This is a genomic window from Mycobacterium sp. IS-1556, from assembly GCF_001499985.1.
In the GTDB taxonomy this organism is placed as follows: domain Bacteria; phylum Actinomycetota; class Actinomycetes; order Mycobacteriales; family Mycobacteriaceae; genus Mycobacterium.
In genome coordinates this window covers 109,824-128,242 of sequence record NZ_LQIM01000040.1, presented here as the reverse complement: position 1 = coordinate 128,242, position 18,419 = coordinate 109,824, and the positions used below count along the sequence as shown (strand labels likewise).

Annotated in this window: 18 protein-coding genes; 13 read left to right on the top strand and 5 right to left on the bottom strand. The window is 66.8% G+C overall.

The window, feature by feature from the left end; all coding sequences use genetic code 11:
* The first annotated feature begins 173 nt into the window (after window positions 1-173).
* A complete protein-coding gene (locus AU187_RS22300; RefSeq protein WP_059099239.1) occupies window positions 174-998 on the top strand; it encodes an SDR family NAD(P)-dependent oxidoreductase in 825 nt (274 codons plus the stop codon).
* Here the strand turns inward: AU187_RS22300 and AU187_RS22295 are convergent.
* Together AU187_RS22295 and AU187_RS22290 are read right to left on the bottom strand one after the other, a co-directional pair.
* Window positions 987-1,541, bottom strand: coding sequence for a carboxymuconolactone decarboxylase family protein (locus AU187_RS22295; RefSeq protein ID WP_059099238.1), 555 nt, complete (start codon window positions 1,539-1,541; stop codon window positions 987-989). The two genes, AU187_RS22300 and AU187_RS22295, sit on opposite strands and share 12 nt — an antisense overlap.
* Entirely contained in the window at window positions 1,538-3,280 is a 1,743-nt protein-coding gene (locus AU187_RS22290) for an N-acyl-D-amino-acid deacylase family protein (protein ID WP_059099237.1), read from the bottom strand. The genes AU187_RS22295 and AU187_RS22290 overlap by 4 nt, the downstream gene beginning before the upstream one ends.
* 22 nt (window positions 3,281-3,302) lie before the next feature.
* Between AU187_RS22290 and AU187_RS22285 the strand changes: the two genes are divergently transcribed.
* The 4 genes from AU187_RS22285 to AU187_RS22270 all read left to right on the top strand — a co-directional run bounded on the left by AU187_RS22285 (window position 3,303) and on the right by AU187_RS22270 (window position 6,761).
* Window positions 3,303-3,692, top strand: coding sequence for a VOC family protein (locus AU187_RS22285; RefSeq protein ID WP_059099317.1), 390 nt, complete (start codon window positions 3,303-3,305; stop codon window positions 3,690-3,692).
* A gap of 17 nt (window positions 3,693-3,709) precedes the next feature.
* The gene (locus tag AU187_RS22280) at window positions 3,710-4,225 is read left to right on the top strand and encodes a mycothiol transferase (protein ID WP_059099236.1); all 516 of its coding nucleotides are present in this window, start codon (window positions 3,710-3,712) and stop codon (window positions 4,223-4,225) included.
* A 73-nt stretch (window positions 4,226-4,298) separates the two neighbouring features.
* Complete coding sequence (locus tag AU187_RS22275; RefSeq protein WP_059099235.1) at window positions 4,299-5,819, top strand: aldehyde dehydrogenase family protein; 1,521 nt, start codon at window positions 4,299-4,301, stop codon at window positions 5,817-5,819.
* A gap of 96 nt (window positions 5,820-5,915) precedes the next feature.
* The gene (locus AU187_RS22270; protein ID WP_059099234.1) at window positions 5,916-6,761 is read left to right on the top strand and encodes a hypothetical protein; all 846 of its coding nucleotides are present in this window, start codon (window positions 5,916-5,918) and stop codon (window positions 6,759-6,761) included.
* Window positions 6,762-6,793: 32 nt separating this feature from the next.
* On the opposite strand, the gene AU187_RS22265 is transcribed toward AU187_RS22270, so the two are convergent.
* Window positions 6,794-7,708: a crotonase/enoyl-CoA hydratase family protein gene (locus tag AU187_RS22265; RefSeq protein WP_059099233.1), complete on the bottom strand. Its 915-nt coding sequence runs from the start codon at window positions 7,706-7,708 to the stop codon at window positions 6,794-6,796.
* Between the two features lie 42 nt (window positions 7,709-7,750).
* Here AU187_RS22265 and AU187_RS22260 point away from each other — a divergent pair, with 42 nt between their 5' ends.
* The 4 genes from AU187_RS22260 (at window position 7,751) to AU187_RS22245 (ending at window position 12,829) form a co-directional block, all read left to right on the top strand.
* Window positions 7,751-9,094 carry a cytochrome P450 gene (locus AU187_RS22260; RefSeq protein ID WP_059099232.1) on the top strand — a complete coding sequence of 448 codons (1,344 nt, stop codon included), beginning with the start codon at window positions 7,751-7,753 and terminating at the stop codon, window positions 9,092-9,094.
* A gap of 115 nt (window positions 9,095-9,209) precedes the next feature.
* The gene (locus AU187_RS22255; protein ID WP_059167300.1) at window positions 9,210-10,463 is read left to right on the top strand and encodes an HNH endonuclease signature motif containing protein; all 1,254 of its coding nucleotides are present in this window, start codon (window positions 9,210-9,212) and stop codon (window positions 10,461-10,463) included.
* Window positions 10,464-10,652: 189 nt separating this feature from the next.
* A complete protein-coding gene (locus AU187_RS22250) occupies window positions 10,653-11,579 on the top strand; it encodes an EfeM/EfeO family lipoprotein (RefSeq protein ID WP_059099202.1) in 927 nt (308 codons plus the stop codon).
* Window positions 11,576-12,829, top strand: a complete 1,254-nt coding sequence (locus tag AU187_RS22245; protein WP_059167299.1) for a Dyp-type peroxidase — start codon at window positions 11,576-11,578, stop codon at window positions 12,827-12,829. Before AU187_RS22250 ends, AU187_RS22245 begins: the two co-directional genes overlap by 4 nt.
* Here the strand turns inward: AU187_RS22245 and AU187_RS22240 are convergent.
* Together AU187_RS22240 and AU187_RS22235 are read right to left on the bottom strand one after the other, a co-directional pair.
* A complete protein-coding gene (locus AU187_RS22240; protein WP_059167298.1) occupies window positions 12,822-13,490 on the bottom strand; it encodes a class I SAM-dependent methyltransferase in 669 nt (222 codons plus the stop codon). The two genes, AU187_RS22245 and AU187_RS22240, sit on opposite strands and share 8 nt — an antisense overlap.
* Before the next feature lie 9 nt (window positions 13,491-13,499).
* Window positions 13,500-15,503 (bottom strand): prolyl oligopeptidase family serine peptidase, encoded by a 2,004-nt coding sequence (locus AU187_RS22235; RefSeq protein WP_059167297.1) that lies wholly within the window; start codon window positions 15,501-15,503, stop codon window positions 13,500-13,502.
* Between the two features lie 56 nt (window positions 15,504-15,559).
* On the opposite strand from AU187_RS22235, the gene adh reads away from it, so the two are divergent.
* Genes adh through AU187_RS22215 form a run of 4 tightly spaced genes read left to right on the top strand, consistent with a single transcriptional unit; the run spans window position 15,560 to window position 18,418 of the window.
* Window positions 15,560-17,083: an aldehyde dehydrogenase gene (adh, locus tag AU187_RS22230; RefSeq protein ID WP_059099198.1), complete on the top strand. Its 1,524-nt coding sequence runs from the start codon at window positions 15,560-15,562 to the stop codon at window positions 17,081-17,083.
* On the top strand, window positions 17,083-17,631 hold the full coding sequence (locus AU187_RS22225; RefSeq protein ID WP_082691873.1) for a DUF779 domain-containing protein: 549 nt from the start codon (window positions 17,083-17,085) through the stop codon (window positions 17,629-17,631). Before adh ends, AU187_RS22225 begins: the two co-directional genes overlap by 1 nt.
* Window positions 17,632-17,667: 36 nt before the next feature.
* Window positions 17,668-17,946 carry a putative holin gene (locus AU187_RS22220; RefSeq protein ID WP_059167333.1) on the top strand — a complete coding sequence of 93 codons (279 nt, stop codon included), beginning with the start codon at window positions 17,668-17,670 and terminating at the stop codon, window positions 17,944-17,946.
* Complete coding sequence (locus AU187_RS22215) at window positions 17,936-18,418, top strand: hypothetical protein (RefSeq protein ID WP_059099197.1); 483 nt, start codon at window positions 17,936-17,938, stop codon at window positions 18,416-18,418. The genes AU187_RS22220 and AU187_RS22215 overlap by 11 nt, the downstream gene beginning before the upstream one ends.
* The last annotated feature ends 1 nt before the right edge of the window (window position 18,419 follow it).

The following is an 18,419-nucleotide window of genomic DNA, read 5'->3' as shown; positions in this document are numbered from 1 at the left end:
CGGCCGTCGCGGAAGACGGGCTCGACGAAGACGGTGTGCGCGCGGTAGTCGTCGCCGACCGAGATCAGGTAGGCGAACGCGAAGTCGCCCAGCACGTCGGCCAATCGGTCGAGATCCACCTTGACGCTCATAGGCCGAGAATACGTCCGCTCGGCCAAGCGTTAGGTTCATGTATGCCATTGCCGCCTCCCTCGCCGACCACCACCGCCGTCGTCACCGGCGCCTCCTCGGGCATCGGCGCCGACATCGCCCGCGAACTTGCCGCCCGCGGCCACGGCGTCACGCTCGTCGCCCGCCGTGAGGACCGGCTGCGCGACCTGGCCGGCGAACTCGGAAAGGCCGTGCGCACCGAGGTCGTCGCGTGCGACGTCGCCGACCCCGCCGCCCGCGCCCGCCTGTTCGACGAGATCGAGGCCCGCGGGTTGACGGTCGACATCCTCGTCAACAACGCCGGCGTCGGCACGCTCGGGTGGGTGGTGAAATCCGAGGTGGCCGATGAGATTGCCCAGGTACGTGTCAACGTCGAGGCCGTCATCGACCTGACCACCCGCGCCGTGCAGCAGATGGTGCCGCGTGGTCGCGGCGCGATCCTCAACGTCGGATCCACCGCGGGCTTCCACCCGTTCCCCGGGCAGTCCGGCTACGCGGGCACCAAGGCGTTTGTGAAGGCCTACACCGAAGGGGTGCGAGCCGAACTCGCGGGCACCGGCGTGACCGTCGCGATGCTGGCGCCTGGACCGGTGCGCACCGAGTTCCTGCAGTCCGCCGGGATGGACGAGCGCAAGTTCGCCGCGGCGTTCCCCAAGTTCATGTGGATGCCCTCGCGCGACGTCGCGCGCGTCGGTGTCGAGGCGCTCGAGCGCGACAAGGGCACGGTGATCGCGGGGCTGCCCAGCCGACTCAGTACCCGTCTGCTGCAACTGCTTCCGCGGCCGGTGCTGCTCAAAACGCTCGCCGGCCAACACCCGGCGCTGCGGCGCGACCGGTCAGCCGTCTGACGGCCAGCGCCGCATCCAACCCTCGACCGGCAGCGCCATCCCGTTGCACAGCGTGCAGATGGTGCGGTACCACCCGACTGCGACCAGCAACTCCATCCGCTGCTCGTCATTGAGGCTGTCGCCCAACGCTTTCCACGTGTCGTCCGACCACGAGCCGGTGTCCTCCAGTTCGTCGACCGCGGCGATCAGCACCTCCTCGAACGCACCCCAGCCCGGATCGGCGCCGGTGACCAGCGCATCACACTCGTCGTCGCTGACACCGGCGATCGGACCCCAGAACGCAGCCTGACCACCCCACTCGTACTCGCAACGCAGGAGAGCGCAGATCCGCAGGATCGCAATGGTGCGCAGCCGCGGCGGAAGGCGCGCGTCGACGTAGAGCGACTCGCCCAGCTTCCGCAGCCGCGCTGCCAGATTCGGATGACGTTGAAGACAACGGACCAGCAGTAAGGGCTCGTAGGTGCGATCGGGGTGCCCCCACCCGTTGATGCCTGCGGCGTCCTGCGTGCTCCACGGCGGTGGCAGCGGTGCGACCCGCGTCATGCAGCGGGCGCCGGTTGCCGGCCGCGGATCAACCTGCCGGGTCGGGCGGCGGTGGGCACCCCGTTCTCGGCGATGATCTCGCCCGACACGACGGTCGCGACATAGCCGTCGGCGCTCTGGTCCAGGCGGCGGCCGCCGGCGGGCAGATCGTTGGTGATGACGGGCTTGTGCAACCGCAGCGCGTCATGGTCGATCACGTTCAGATCGGCCTTGTAGCCCACCGCTATTCGGCCGCGGTCGGCCAGGCCGGCCACCCGGGCCGGCACCGAGGTCAACTCGCGGACCGCCTCGGCGACACCGAGCCTGCTCTTCGCGCGGTCCCGCGCCCAGTGCGCCAGCAAAAACGTCGGATAGCTTGCGTCGCAGATCATTCCGTAGTGGGCACCGCCGTCGCCGAGACCCAGCACGACGTCGTCGCGGCGCATCAGTTCACCGACGGTGTCGAGCGAGTTGTTCTCGAAGTTGGCCATCGCCACCAGCAGCATTGCGTGGCCGTCGTCGTCTAGTAGGCGGTCGTAGGCCTCTTCCATCGGGGTGACGCCGCGAGCGGCGGCCCGCGCCGCGATCGACGTCGACGGATCGGGCTCGTAGTTCGGGTTCTCCGTCAGCGGGAAGATCCAGTTCCATGCCTGGGCCAGGTACAGCAGCGGATGTCCGCCCTCGGCGGGCTTGTCGGCGAGGATGCGGGCGCGCACGTCCGGCTTGCGCATTTCGGCAACGCGTTCGGCCAGCGGCAGGTCCGCGATCTCCTGATAGCTGGGGTAGAACACGAACGGATTCCCGGTCAGCTCCAGTCCGATCACCAAACCGATTGGGCGCGGGAACATCTGGGCGGTGATTGCCGAGTCCGGGGTGGCGGCGGAGTTGAACTTCTCGACCATCGTGATCGCGTCCGGCCAGATCGGATCGCCGGAGTTGCCCGTCGCCAGCGTGAACGTCACCGGCAACCCGTGGTCCTGCGCGGCCTCGAAAACCGACTGCAGCACTCCTGCGTAACCGCCGGCGGCGATGTCGGGGACGAATTGGATCAGCCCGCCGCCGCCCTCGGCGACACCTGCCGCGATCGCGTCGATCTCGGCCTGCGCGGCGTCGTAGGTCGGGATGAGCTCACCGCTGGCGGTCTTGTGGAACGAGAACCGCGACGACGCGAAGCCCAGCGCGCCGACCTCGACCGCCTCCTTGGCCAGCGCCTTCATCCGCGCGAGATCCTCGGGCGTGGCGGGTTCGCGGTCGGCACCGCGACGACCCATCACATACACCCGCAGCGGCGAGTGCGGAAGATATGCGGCCACATCGATATCCCTGCGGCGCGAGTCCAGCGCGTCGAGGTATTCGGGGAATGTCTCCCAGTCCCACGGCAACCCGTCGACCATCACCACCCCGGGGATGTCCTCGACGCCCGCCATCACGTCGACGAGCACCTCGTGATCCTCGGCGCGGCATGGGGCGAAGCCGACCCCGCAGTTGCCCATCACCGCGGTCGTGACACCGTGCGCCGACGACGGGTTCAGCCGGTCCGACCAGATCGCCTGGCCGTCGTAGTGGGTGTGCAGGTCGACGAATCCCGGGGTGACGAGCAGCCCCGTCGCGTCGATCTCACGCGCGCCGCTGCCCACCGGAACGCCGTCGGTGCCGACCGCCGCTATCACGCCGTCGGAGACCGCGACGTCGCCGACGTACGGTTCGCCGCCGAGGCCGTCGACGATGGTGCCGCCGCGAATGACGAGTTCGTATGTCATACGTCGAATCTACGATGTGGCGATGATCGATCACTTCGGAATCAACTGCGCGGACTGGGACAGATCGAAGGCGTTCTACGACAAGGTCCTGGGCGTGCTCGGCTTCACCCGCCAGATGGATTATCAGGTCGCCATCGGTTACGGCACGGAGGGGAAACCCGACTTCTGGATCGCCGACATGAGCGCCGGTGACGCGGCGGGTCCCAACCGCGAGGTGCACTTCGCGTTCCAGGCCGCCGACACCGACGCGGTGCAGGCCTTCTACGACGCCGCATTGGAGGCCGGCGCCGAGTCGCTGCACGCTCCGAGGTTGTGGCCGGAATACCACCCCGGCTATTACGGCGCCTTCGTGCGTGATCCGGACGGCAACAACATCGAGGCCGTCTTTCACGGCGCGCGACCGCAGGGCTGACGTATAACGTCGAGGTCATGGCTGACTCAGACGTGGCGGCGGTCCGTGAACTTCTGCGCGACTCGTTCACCCGGCTCATCGAACATGTCGAGAACCTCACCGACGGGCTGACCGACGAGACCGCGTTCTTCCGCCCGACGGCGACGGCCAACAGCATCGCGTGGTTGATCTGGCACAGCGCCCGCCAACAGGACGTCCAGATCAGCGACATCGCCGGCACCGAGCAGGTGTGGTTGCGCGACGGGTGGGTCGACCGGTTCGGCCTCGACCTGCCCCGGGACGACATGGGCTACGGGCACAGCCCCGAGGAAGTGGGCCGGGTGCGCGTATCGGCGGATCTGCTCGCCGGGTACTCCCACGCCGTACACAAGGCGACGCTCGAATACATCGCGTCGGTCACGGTCGAGGAACTGAGCCGAATCGTCGACGACCGGTGGAACCCCCCGGTGACCGCAAGCGTGCGCCTGGTGAGCATCGTCGATGACGGAGCGCAGCATCTCGGGCAGGCGGCGTATATCCGGGGGATCGCCTGACCCGCTGGCCGCCGACTTGACACATGTCAACGCCCCTGCGATCTGGATCACACGAGATGGTTAGCATGGGGTCATGACTGCGACGTCCGATGTTGACCTACCCGACACCAGCACCATCCACAATCCCGCGACCGGAGCCGTCGCAGGCACCGTGCGCTGGACCGACCCCGCCGACGTGCCGCGCATCGCGGCCGGCCTGCGGGAGGCGCAACGGCAGTGGGAGGCGCGCGGCGCCAAGGGGCGCGCCAAGGTGTTGGCGCGCTACGCGGTGTGGCTCGGTGAGCACCGCGACGAGATCGAGTCGCTGCTGATCAAGGAGACCGGCAAGTCGGCCGTCGACGCGGCGCAGGAAGTGCCGCTGTTGATCATGATCGCGTCCTACTACATCAAGACGATGGAGAAGGCGCTCGCTCCCGAGCGCAGGCCGGCGTCGCTGCCGTTCCTGTCGATCAAGAAGATCGAGGTGCACTACCGGCCCCGCCCGGTCGTCGGCATCATCGCGCCGTGGAACTACCCGGTGGCCAACGCGTTGATGGACGCGCTCGGTGCGCTGGCGGCGGGCTGCGCCGTACTGCTCAAGCCGTCGGAGCGCACGCCGTTGACGGCCGAACTGCTCCTGCGCGGCTGGCTGGACTCGGGAGCACCGGAGGTGCTGGCGTTGGCGCAGGGCGCGCGGGAGGTCTCCGAGGCCGTCATCGACAACTGCGACTTCATTCAGTTCACCGGCTCCAGTGCCACGGGCGCGAAGGTGATGGAGCGCGCCGCCCGCCGCCTCACCCCGGTCAGCCTCGAGCTCGGCGGCAAGGATCCGATGATCGTGCTCGAGGACGCCGACATCGATCTCGCCGCGCATGCCGCGGTGTGGGGCGCGTTCTTCAACGCCGGGCAGACGTGCGTGTCGGTGGAGCGGGTCTACGTCTTGGAGTCGGTCTACGACCGGTTCGTCGCCGCGGTGGTGCGCGACGTCGAGAAGCTGAAAATGGGCGCGGGCGACGGATACGACTTCGGCTCGCTGATCGACGAGTCGCAGGTTGCCGTCACGGCCCGGCACGTCGAAGACGCGCTGGCGAAGGGCGCGCGGGCGTTGACCGGCGGCAAGCGTCCCGAGGGTGGACCGGGTAACTTCTATCCGCCCACCGTGCTGGTCGACGTGGACCACTCGATGCTGTGCATGACCGAGGAGACCTTCGGTCCGACGTTGCCGATCATGAAGGTCGCCAGCGTCGACGAGGCGGTCCGGCTGGCCAACGACAGCCCGTACGGGTTGAGTGCCGCCGTCTTCTCCAAAGACATCGATCGGGCGAAAGACGTTGCGGTACACCTGGACTGCGGTGCGGTGAACGTCAACGACGTGATCTCGAACCTGATGTGCACGACGGCGCCGATGGGCGGCTGGAAGACGTCGGGCCTGGGAGCCCGGTTCGGCGCGGCCGAGGGACTCCGCAAGTACTGCCGCCAGGAGGCCGTGGTGGCGCCGCGCACAAATGTCGGCGCGGGCGGCAACTACTACAACAACTCGCCCCGGGCGCTGAAGCGGATGAACAAGCTGATGACGAAGCTGGCGCTGATCACCCCGAAGCGGGCCGCCAAGTAACGAACGTCCGGCTCAATCGACGGCGGGAGTACGGTTTCTGACGCGGTTACTCGCGTTTGGTGTCAGAAACCGTACTTTCGGTGAAGGAGGACGCGCGTGCGGCTGCTCGCGACCGTGTTGTTCTGGCTCGTCACCACCGTCCTGCTGGCGGTGGCCGTCCCGACGATGTGGGCGCAACGAAACGTGGTCGACGCCAACGGCTACGCGGCGCTCGCCGCCTCGGCGGCCGAAGACCCGCAACTGCAGAAGGCGATGGCCGGCGTCCTCACGACCGAGGTCACCTCGATGCTGTCGGAGAAGGGCTACGACGTCGACAACTCCTTCATCAGCGGGGTGGCCTCGGCCTACACGGCCAACCCGACATTCCCGGGCCAATTCGGGTTGGCCAACGCCATCGGACACCGGTGGATGTTCACCGACTCGGCGCAACACGTGGAGGGCACCGACGAGTGGATCGTCGACCTGGCTCCGATGCTCGCCGACGAGTCGTTCCGCCGGACGTTGGGCAACTTCGGCGTCGAGACCCCAGAATCGCTGCCCGTTCCGGTGTCGATCTCGGACACGTGGCGGCCGGGTCAGCTCAAGCAGGTGTCGACGTGGGGGCCGTGGGTCAGCATCGGCGCGACGATCCTGACCGGGGTGTTCGCGCTGCTGACGGTCGCGGCTGCCCGCCGCCGCGGCAAAGCCATTGCGGCGCTCGGCGTTTCAGCGCTGATCGTCGGCGCTGCGGGCTGGGCCGCGTTGGAGGTGGTGCGCCGTCACATCAACGATGCACTCAACCGGCTCTCCGGGGACATTCGCGAGGTGGCCGACGTGATGGTCAGACACGCCGAAGACAGCTTCCATCACTGGCTGAATCTGAGCCTCGCGGCCGGTGGCGTGTTGGTGGTGCTCGGCGTGCTCGTTTCGATGCTGGGCGGGCTGCGGCGGCGTGACGCATAACCGGTCTGTGGCTATACGGTCATGCCACGCCGTCACGGCTCGATGACGTGTGACGGGTCGGGCCGCTTCTCGGGGGGTGCCTGGCTGTAGTCGCCCCACGGCCCATCTCGTTGTTCGATTGCGCTCCGAACGCCTTGAGTCGCAGCGGTTTCAATGAAGGACAACGCGTCGGGGGTGTTGCGCATGAGCCCGTCGAGTATCCCGCCGAGCGTCTGGGTCGAGGCCAGGCCCATGTTCTCGTATGCCTGGTTGACGATGAGTTTCTGCGCCTGCAACTGCGACAGCGGGATTCGCGCGAGCTTGTGAGCGATCTCCTGGACGCGGGCCTCGAGATTCTCGAACGGGACGGATTCGTTGATGAGTTCGACTGCGGCGGCTTCCTTTCCGGTCAACGGCTCACCGGTCAACGAGTGCCACTTCACCTTCGCCAGGCTCAACCGGTAGAGCCACATTCCGGTGAGGTAGGCGCCCCACATGCGGGCGTACGGCGTGCCGATGACCGCGTCGTCGCTGGCGATCACGATGTCGGCGCACAGCGCGTAGTCACTGGCCCCGCCGACGCACCAGCCGTGTACCTGGGCGATGACGGGTTTGGACGCCCGCCAGATGGCCATGAACTTCTGCGTGGGGCCGGTCTCACGGGCGCTGACCATCGCGAAATCCTTGCCCGGGTCCCAGCGGCCGTCGGTGGTCATTGCGGCGCCCCAGTGGGTGAAGCCGCCGCCGAAGTCGTAGCCGCCGGAGAACGCACGCCCGGCGCCACGCAACACGATCACCTTGACCGCCGGGTCGCGTTCGGCAAGCCCGACCGCCTTCTCGATCTCGTCGGGCATCGGCGGAACGATGGTGTTGAGGTGGTCCGGGCGATTCAGGGTGATGGTGGCGATGGGCGGATCGGCGGTGTAGAGCAGGGTTTCGAACTGCGACTCGGACTCGGGCGGCGTCATGACTGCAAGTTTGGCAGAGGAAGCGACGGGTAACCGGGATCGGTGACGAAACGACTCACCGGCGCCCGTGCCGCGGCCACTCTGGTCGACCTCGGCGCCGCGTCGATCGCGGCGGGAGTGCTCGCGCGACGGCGGCCCGTCGTCCGAATACTTGAAGCGGTCCAAGCGGACTCCCGCGCGGTGCAGCGGATGCAGAGCCTGCGGCGCGAGTTCGGCCGCGGCCCGGTGGAATTGGCGGTGCCCGGCAGGCGCATGGTGGTGATCCTGGATCCCGAGGACGTCGGCCGGGTGCTGGCGCAGGCACCGACACCGTTTCATCCGGCCAACACGGAAAAACGCAAGGCGTTGCAGTGGTTTCAGCCGCACGGCGTGTTGATCTCCCGCGGGCCCATCCGTCAGCAGCGGCGCGAATACAACGACGCCGTGCTGGACAGCGGCGCAGACATCCATCGGCTGGCCGACTCGTTCGCGCGGACGATCACCGAGGAAGCCCGGGAACTGGTGGACGACGCGGCCAGGCGGGGCCGTCTGGATTCGGCGCGGTTCATGACGGCGTGGTGGCGCCTGGTGCGTCGCCTGGTGCTCGGTGACCGTGCGCGAGACGACGAATTGATCACCGATGCGCTGATGCGGCTGCGCAAGGCAGGCAACTGGTCGTTTCTGTCGCTGCCGCATTACCGTGCACGCGCGAAGTTCCTCGAGGGTCTGCACCGTTACGTCGAGGATCCGGAGCCGGGAAGTCTAGCGGGCGTCGTCGCGCAGACGCCGTCGAGCGGCGCGGTGGATCCGGTGGGACAGATGCCGCAGTGGCTCTTCGCATTCGACGCGGCCGGCATGGCGTCACTGCGTGCGCTGGCATTGCTGGCCACCCATCCGCCCGAGCGGGCGCTGGCGTCGGACGATGCGGCAGAGCCCGAACGTGTGTCGCTGCGGCCGTATCTGCGGGCATGCGTGCTCGAGTCGGTGCGGTTGTGGCCGACCACGCCGACAATCCTGCGAGACACCACCGAGGACACTCAGTGGGCGGACGGGTCGACCATCGCCAAGGGCGCAGGGCTGATGATCGTCACGCCCGCATTTCACCGTGACGACGACCTGTTGCCGTTCGCGCATTCCTTCGTGCCCCAGATCTGGCTCGACGGGACCGCCCAGAGCTATCCACAATTGGTGCCGTTCTCGGCCGGGCCGGCGGAGTGCCCGGGCCGCAATCTGGTGCTGCTCGTGACGAGCACCCTATTGGCGCACATGATGAGTGCTTTGCGATTGGAGTTGACGTCGGATCCGAAGCCGGGCCCGGACCAGCCGCTGCCGATGACGTTGAACCAGTTGACTTTAGAGTTCGACGTGCGACGGACGACTCGGTCGGTGCCTTCCTCGATCGGGTAGTCGCGACGAATCAGCCTGCCACTCGCCGGTTTTCGATATATAGGTATTCGTGAACAGTTAAGGCTTCCCCGTCCGGGCGGCCGGATTTGTCGGTGGGTGCTGTCATGATGCGGTTATGGTTTCGTTCGCTCCGTCTGGTGTTGAGGTGGATTTGAGTCGCCTCGAGCGTTTGGAGGAGTTGTTTGGGCAGTTGGAGGAGTTGGCGGGTCAGCGCAATGCCATTGATGGGCGCATCGTGGAGATCGTCGCCGAGCTCGATCACGACAACTTGTGGGGGATCACCGGGGCGCGGTCGGTCAAGGCGTTGGTGGCCTGGAAGTTGGGTATGGCCGAGGCGACGGCCAAGACGGTGGCTGCGATCGCCGATCGGTTCGAGGAGTTCCCGCGCTGCACCGCCGAAATGTCGCAGGGCCGATTGTCGTTGGATCAGGTCGGCGTGATCGCCCAGCGAGCGGGCCAGGGTTCTGATGAGCATTACGCGAAGCTGGCGTCGGTGGCCACGGTCAACCAGCTGCGCACCGCGACCAAACTCGAACCGCGCCCTACGCCTGACCCCAAGCCTGAGCCGCAGCGGTCGATCCGCAAGCACACCGATGAGCACTACACCTACTACCGGATCAAACTGCCGCACGTGGAGGCGGCGACGTTCGACGCGGCGTTGCAGTTGCATCTGGAGGCGTTGATCACCGAGTGGAAACGCGAGCACGACACCGGCGAGCCGGCCGGTGATCAGCAGCCTGCGTTTCCGACGCTCACCGATGCGTTCCTGCGGATGGTGGAATCGGCCTGGGACGCTGAGGTGGCGCGGCGCCCGCACGGGCAGCACACCAGCGTGATCGTGCATTGCGATGTCGACAAGCGCGCCGGCTGGCTGTACTTAGGTTCGCTGCTCTCTGAGGCCGATCGGCAATATTTGTTGTGTGATGCCAGTTGTGAGGTGTGGTTGGAACGCCGCGGGCAGCTGATCGGCGCTGGGCGCACGACGCGCCAGATCAGCCGCCGGCTGCGCCGGGCGCTGGAGCACCGCGATTCGACGTGTGTGGTGCCCGGCTGTGAGGCCACCCGCGGTCTGCACGCTCATCACCTTCGGCATTGGGAAGACGGCGGGCCGACCGAGTTGGACAACCTGGTGTTGGTGTGTCCGTATCACCACCGGATGCATCACCGTGGTGAGATCACCATCACCGGCCCCGCGCCCAACCTGACTGTTACGGATCCCGCCGGGCGAGAGCTGACCAACGCATCACTGGCCCGGCCCCCGACCCAACCCCCACCCGCGGTCGCACCCTGGCGCGGACCGATCGGTGAACGCGCCGACTGGTGGTGGTACAGCCCCTTCGAACCCCAACCCCCACCATCACCCAACTGAACCGGCGACGATCGCCGATCCCAACACCGCGCCAACGCCAACCGGGTTGACGCCTTCCTGAACCCGTCGACCATCGCCGACCGTCACGTCCTTTCGCGACGCGGTCCGCGAGGCTGAATTTTTAGGTGTGGCTATCCTCCGCGCGTTCGCTGGGTGTTATGTTCAGCCTCTCCGAACGCAGAGGTGCACATGAACCGCTATCTCGCCTGGGCAGTCCCGATAACCGCAGTCGGTCTGATCTTGTCCGGATGCGCCGGTGGCGACTCCTCTGGCAGCGAGACGTCCGCCAGTGGAACGACCACCACGACGACGAGCGCGGCCCCCGCGGTCGATCCGGCTGTGCTGGACAAGGCGGCAGCCGACTACAAGGCCTACGTGCAGAGCAACATCGACGAACTTCAGCGCGTGGTCAAGGTATTCACCGATGCGGTCCGCGCCGGAGACCTCAAGGCCGCCCAGGACGCCTATGCGCCGTCACGTCAGCCGTGGGAACGCATCGAGCCGATCGCCGGACTGGTCGAAGAGATCGACCGCAAGATCGATGCTCGGGTGGATGACTTCGCCGGCGTCGACGACCCCCAGTTCACCGGCTGGCATCGCCTCGAGTTCCTGCTGTTCGAGAAGAACACCACCGAGGGCGGCGCGCCGTTCGCCGATCAGCTCGACAAGGACGTCGCCGACCTTAAGGCGCAATTCCCGTCGGTTCAGGTCAAGCCGGTCGACGTCTCCAACGGCGCCGCGGAGCTGATCGAAGAGGTGTCCGAGGGCAAGATCACCGGCGAAGAGGACCGCTACTCCAAGACCGACCTCTGGGACTTCGACGCCAACCTGCAGGGGGCACGCGACGCCGTCGGCAAGCTCAATCCCGCACTCGTACAAGCCGATCCGGCCTTGCTGGGCAAGATCGACGCCGGAATCAATTCGGTGTTCGAAACCTTGGCGCCACTGCGTCGCGGTGACGGCTGGGTGTTGTTCTGCACCGAGAACGATCGCTACCCGTCGCCGCGCTGCCCCGAGGTCACTGTGACACCCGACGTGATCGACAAGCTGAAGGCCGAGCTCGCCGGGCTGTCGGAGAACCTGTCGCAGGTGTCTGGAGTGCTGAAGCTGCAGTGACCGAAGGTCGCTCGGAACTCTCGCGGCGAGGATTCATCTCCGGCGCGTTGGGAACCGGTGCCGTGGTGGGCGCGGGATCGGTCCTCGCCGGCTGTTCATCGGACCCCGAATCACCCACCGCACCCGCGGCGGCCTTCGTCCCATTCGACGGTGCACACCAGACCGGCATCACCGCGTTGCCCATTCCGGAGCAGGGGCTGGTCGCATCGTTCAACGTGCAGTCGAAGGACCGCGACAGCCTGAAACGCGCCCTGCAGGACCTCACCGAAGAGATCCGCGCGCTCATGGCGGGCAAGCCGCCGGAGCCCCGCGATCCGGCCTACCCGCCCGTCGACTCCGGCATCCTGGGCGAGCAGCCGCCCGCGGACAACCTCGCGATAGTCGTCGGCGTCGGGGCGTCGCTGTTCGATGACCGCTTCGGGCTGGCCGACCGCAAGCCCAAGGAACTGGTCACCATGCCGTTCATCGCCAACGACCGGTTGGATCCCAAACTGTCGCACGGTGATCTGTCGATCATCATCGAAGCGGGTCACAGCGACACCGTCATCTTCGCCCTGCGGCAGCTGATGCGTCGCACCCGCAGTGACCTGGTGTTGCGGTGGATGGTCGACGGCTACGCCAGGGGTATCGGCGCCGGCCAGGCATCCGAGGCCGCGACGCCGCGAAACCTGTTGGGTTTCAAAGACGGAACGGCCAACCTCGACGTCGACGACAACGCGATCATGGATCGCCACGTCTGGGTGGGCCCGCAGGACGGAGAACCGGAGTGGGCAGTCGGCGGCTCCTATCAGGCGATCCGCATCATCCGGATGTTCGTCGAATTCTGGGACCGCACGCAGCTCGTCGAGCAGGAGGCGCTGATCGGGCGCAGCAAGGTCAGCGGCGCGCCGCTCGGACTGACCGGCGAGTTCACCGACCCCGACTATCCAGAAGACCCCGAAGGCAAGCGAATACCGCTCACCGCGCACATCCGGCTGGCGAACCCGCGCACTCCTCAGACAGACGAAAACCTCATTCTGCGACGGGGTTTCAACTACTCCCGCGGATTCGACGGCGCAGGCCGACTCGATCAGGGGCTCGCATTCATCGCCTACCAGCGCAGCCTCGAGAAGGGCTTCCTCACCGTTGCCAACCGGCTCAAGGGCGAACCGCTCGAGGAGTACATCATGCCGGTCGGCGGCGGGTTTTTCTTCATCCTGCCAGGCGTCACCGGCCCCGACCGGTTCCTCGGCGACCAGTTGCTCAGCTGACGTCGCGCGTCGCGGCGAAGTGGACGATGCCCCCTGATTGCTGAAGCTTCTCAATCCGAAGCCCCGCATGGGTGAGCCAGTCGCGCACGTCGTCGGCGGTGCCGCCGGGCCCGAAGATGCCGCCACGTCGAAACGCCGCGATGGCGAGGTCTTGCCGTGGCCCCGCGCCGCGGATGACCGTATCTCCAACGAGGCGCCCGCCCTGCTTCAGACAACGCGTGATCTCCTGCACCGCCGAAGGCGGGTCGGGCAGGCAGTGCAGACCGTTGAAGCACAGGCACACGTCGAACTCGTTGTCGTCGAACGGCATCCGTTCGATATCGGCCTCGATGAACTCGATGTCATCGTGACCCATCGCGGCGGCTCGATGGCGCGCCCGGTCCAACATGGCCGGTGATATATCGGCTGCGACGTAGCGTAGCCGTTGGTTCGCACGCAACTCCCGCAGCGCGAGCCCGCCTCCGCACGGAATGTCCAGCACCGCCGAGCCGTCCGGCAGGTCGGCCACCGCACGGAGGCTGTCGCGCAGCAGGCGGGTGTCGGTGCCCCACAGCACCCGGCCGGCGGGTCTGGCCAGCCACTCTCGCTGCACCGCGAAGTCGTACGCCCCGCCGCCCAGCTTCCCGAAACGCCCCGCCCAGTTTTCGCGAAGATCGGCCATGGCTTCAGGCTAGCCCAATGTTCGGTGCAGGAACTCGTAGATCAACGCCGAGCGGAAAGCGGTTTGGGCGTTGTCCGCCGCGCCCGCATGCCCACCCTCGATGTTCTCGTAATAGTGGACCGGATGACCGGCATCCTCCAGCGCGGCGGTCATCTTGCGGGCGTGACCGGGGTGCACCCGGTCATCGCGCGTCGAGGTCGTGATCAACACCGGCGGGTACCGTCGATCCGCCGAAATATTCTGGTAGGGCGAGTACTTCGAGATGAACTCCCAGTCGTCGGGATCGTCCGGGTCCCCGTACTCGGCCATCCAGGATGCGCCGGCAAGCAGCAGATGGAACCGGCGCATGTCCAGTAGCGGGACGCTGCACACCAGTGCGCCGAACAGTTCCGGGTACCGCGTCAGCATCACGCCCATCAGCAGTCCGCCGTTGCTGCCGCCCTGCGCGCCGAGTTGCTCGACGGTGGTGGTGCCGCGCGCAACGAGATCCTGTGCGACAGCCGCGAAGTCCTCATAGACGAGGTGCCGGTTCTCCCGCATGGCCTGGGTGTGCCACGTCGGGCCGTATTCGCCGCCGCCGCGGATGTTCGCCAACACGAACGTGCCGCCGCGGCTCAGCCATAGCCTGCCGAGAACGCCGCCGTAACTCGGCGTATTGGCCACCTCGAAGCCACCGTACCCGCTCAGCAGGGTCGGTCCGGGTGCCTGCTTATACCGGTGCCCCACAACGAAATACGGAATCATGGTGCCGTCCGCGGACGCGACGAAGTGCTGGCTGATCTCGAGGTCCGCGGCGTCGAAGAACGACGGTGCGCGCTTGACCTCGGTGACCGCATCGCCGGCACGGCCCCACAGCAGCCGCGACGGTGTGTCGAAACCGCTGGCGTCGAGAAACATTTCGTCGCCGTACTCGTCGACGTCCACCAGGACGGTGTTGGTGTTCGGTGGAATTCCGGGGATCTCGGCTCGCTCCCAGGTCCCAGGTGTCACGACCGTCACCTGGCTGATCACGTCGACGAGCGTGACGAGTACCAGGCGGTCACGGGTCCACGCGTAGTTGTCCAGGCTGGAGTGCTCGTCGGGCTCGAACACCACATGCAGTTCGCCTGTGCCGTCGAGGTATTCGGCGTAGTTCGCGGCGAGTAGGGAACCGGCACGATACGTAGTCGACCCGACTGTCCAATCGGTGCGAGGCCGAATCAGCAACCACTCGCGGTGCCAGGAGATGCCGGCATCTGAGGGGGCGTCGATCTCGATCAGCGTGTCGCCGCGTAACTCGTAGCGGTGCCGGTTGAAGAAGTCGAACGACCGCGTGATCAGCAATCGCTCGAAGCCCGGTGTCGCGTCGTAACCGCATCCGACGCTGACGTCGGTGGCCTCGCCCTCGAAGAGCGTTTGCGCGTCGGACAGTGGCTGGCCCCGTCGCCAGCGCTTGACGATCCGCGGGTAACCGGAGTCGGTCAACGAGCCGGGGCCGAAGTCCGTACCGACCAGCACGGTGTCGCGGTCCTGCCACGTCACGCTCGATTTGGCCTCCGGCAGTTCGAAACCGTCGGAGACGAACTGCCATGTGGTCATGTCGAATTCGCGAACCACGGTGGCATCGGCGCCGCCACGGGACAGTTCTACCAGCGCCAGCGAGAAGTCCGGCTCGAGTACCTCAGCGCCGGCCCACACCCAATTCTCGCCGTCGTCGGCCGCGATCTGATCGACGTCGATCAGGACGTCCCACTGCGGCTGCTCGGTTCGGTAGCTCTCCAGCGTCGTGCGTCGCCACAGGCCACGCGGGTTGTTCGCGTCGCGCCAGAAGTTGTAGAGGTGGTCGCCGCGCCTGCGCACGTACGGGATGCGCGCGTCGGTGTCGAGCACCTCCAGAGCCTCGGCGCGCATCTGCTCGAACCGGTCACCGCCGAAGCGGGCGAGCGTGGGCTCGTTGTGCTTGCGGACCCAGTCGAGCGCTGCATCGCCGGTGATCTCTTCGAGCCAGAGGTAGGGGTCGTCCACGACACCCATTGTGGCGGCCGGGCGTAGTGTGAGCTCCGTTACACCGTTTCGAGAGGGAGTCACTGATGACCGCTTACGCCCGCCCCGGCGCGGCAGATGCCCTGATGTCGTACGAGTCTCGGTACGGCAACTTCATCGGCGGTGAATGGGTTCCGCCGGCTTCGGGGGAGTACTTCGAGAACCCGACGCCGGTGACGGGACAGCCGTTCTGCGAGGTGCCGCGCTCCACCGAAGCCGATATCGACAAGGCGCTCGACGCCGCGCACGGCGCCGCGACCGCGTGGGGCAAGACGGCTCCCGCCGAGCGCGCCAACATCCTCAACAAGATCGCCGACCGCATCGAGGAGAACCTCGAGTCGCTGGCGCTGGCGGAGTCCTGGGACAACGGCAAGCCGATCCGCGAGACGCTCAACGCCGACATCCCGCTGGCCGTCGACCACTTCCGTTATTTCGCCGGGGCCATCCGCGCGCAGGAGGGCTCGCTGAGCCAGATCGACGACGACACCGTCGCCTACCACTTCCATGAACCGCTCGGCGTGGTCGGGCAGATCATCCCGTGGAACTTCCCGATCCTGATGGCGACGTGGAAGCTCGCCCCTGCGCTGGCGGCGGGCAACGCGGTCGTCCTCAAGCCCGCCGAGCAGACGCCGGCGTCGATGCTCTATCTGATGTCCTTGATCGGCGACCTACTGCCCGCGGGTGTGGTCAACGTCGTCAACGGTTTCGGGTTCGAGGCGGGCAAGCCGCTGGCGTCGAGCAACCGGATCGCCAAGATCGCGTTCACCGGCGAGACCACCACCGGCCGGCTGATCATGCAGTACGCGTCGCAGAACCTGATACCCGTCACGCTGGAGCTCGGCGGCAAGAGCCCGAACATCTTCTTCTCCGACGTGCTGGCCGCCGCCGACGACTATCAGGACAAGGCGTTGGAGGGTTTCACGATGTTCGCCCTCAACCAGGGCGAGGTGTGCACGTGCCCGTCGCGTAGCCTGATCCAGGCCGACATCTACGACGAGTTCCTCGAGCTCGCCGCCATCCGCACCAAGGCCGTACGGCAGGGTGATCCGCTGGACACCGAGACGATGATCGGTTCGCAGGCGTCCAACGATCAGCTGGAAAAGGTGTTGTCCTACATCGAGATCGGCAAGTCCGAGGGCGCCAAGATCGTCACCGGCGGCGAGCGTGCCGAACTCGGCGGTGATCTCAACGGCGGCTACTACGTTCAGCCGACGATCTTCGCGGGCGACAACAAGATGCGAATCTTCCAGGAGGAGATTTTCGGTCCCGTCGTCGCCGTCACGTCGTTCAGCGACTACGACGACGCGATCGCCATCGCGAACGACACCCTGTACGGGCTTGGCGCAGGCGTCTGGTCGCGCGACGGCAACACCGCGTACCGGGCCGGTCGCGACATCAAGGCGGGCCGCGTCTGGACGAACTGCTATCACGTGTACCCCGCGCACGCGGCCTTCGGCGGCTACAAGCAGTCCGGCATCGGTCGCGAGAACCACAAGATGATGCTCGACCACTACCAGCAGACGAAGAACCTGCTGGTGTCCTACAGCAACAAGGCGCAGGGCTTCTTCTGATGAGCGATTTCGGTGTCGAATCAGTCGGTGAGCGACTGTTCGGACACCCGAATCGCGACGGGGCACCGCCGCGGGCGTTGATCACCGCGGCCGCCGCCGACCTGCTACGCCGCCTTCAGGACCGGCACGGCGCGCTGATGTTCCACCAGTCCGGCGGGTGTTGTGACGGCTCGTCGCCGATGTGCTACCCCGACGGCGAGTTCGTCGTCGGCGACCGCGACGTGCTGCTGGCGGTCCTCGACGTCGGGGAAGGCGTGCCGGTGTGGATCTCCGGGCCGCAGTTCGACGCATGGAAGCACACCCAACTGGTGATCGACGTCGTACCCGGGAGAGGCGGCGGCTTCAGCGTCGAAGCGCCGGAGGGCGTGCGCTTCCTGTCTCGCGGCCGGGCGTTCACCGACGCCGAGAACCGGTTGCTCGCCGAGCAACAGACGATCACGGGTGCGGCTTTCGCCCGGGGTGAGCGGCCGCCGCCGTCGGACACCCACATCGTCATTGACGTTGACGCAATTGATGCGTGTCCGATACCTAACGCGCCGAGCGGCTAACGGGCCAGCGAGGACTATCCGCGTAACCTCGTGATCGTGATCCCGCTGCCTCGGGCGTGGTTGCTGACCAGTGCCCTCCTCGTCGGCACGGCGGTGGGGCTGATCCTCGGGATCGCCTCGACGCTGGTGGTCGACGCGGCCATCCGGCCCGACGTCGTCGTTGCCCTCGTCGTCGGTGTGCCAGGTGCGCTCGGCATGCTGGCGATTCTGTTGTCCGGTCGGCGTTGGGTGACGACGGTCGGCGCGTTCGTGCTCGCGATCGCGCCCGGCTGGTTCGGTGTGCTGGTGGCGATCCAGGCGGTGCATGGTGCCTGAACGAACCGACACACTGCCCGGCGATCCGACGCAGCCGTATACGCCGACGTTCCAGACAGACGAGTTCGAGGCGCTGAGCGCCGTCGTCGAACAGGTCCCCTCGGAGCCGTTACCCGTTCCGGCGCATCCCGTGGTGGTCCCGGGCAACTACCAGTACCTCAAGCGGTGGCAGTTCGTGCTCGTCGTCGCGGGCGTCTGGGCGCTCTCCGCAGCGGCCGGCTGGGGCCTCTACCACTGGTGGTACCACTCGATCGACAAGACGGCGCCGGTATTCGTCGTGCTGGTATTCGTCGTCACGTCGACGGTGGGTGGCCTGCTTCTCGCCATGGCGCCGAACAGACCGGTGGTGACGGCGCTGGCGATCGCGGTCATGTCGGCGCCGTTGGCGGCGGTGGCCGGCGCGGCGGTATTGCACGGTCTCTACTACTGCGAATGGGCCAGCCGCTGTTTCGTGGGGCTGATCCCGTACTGAG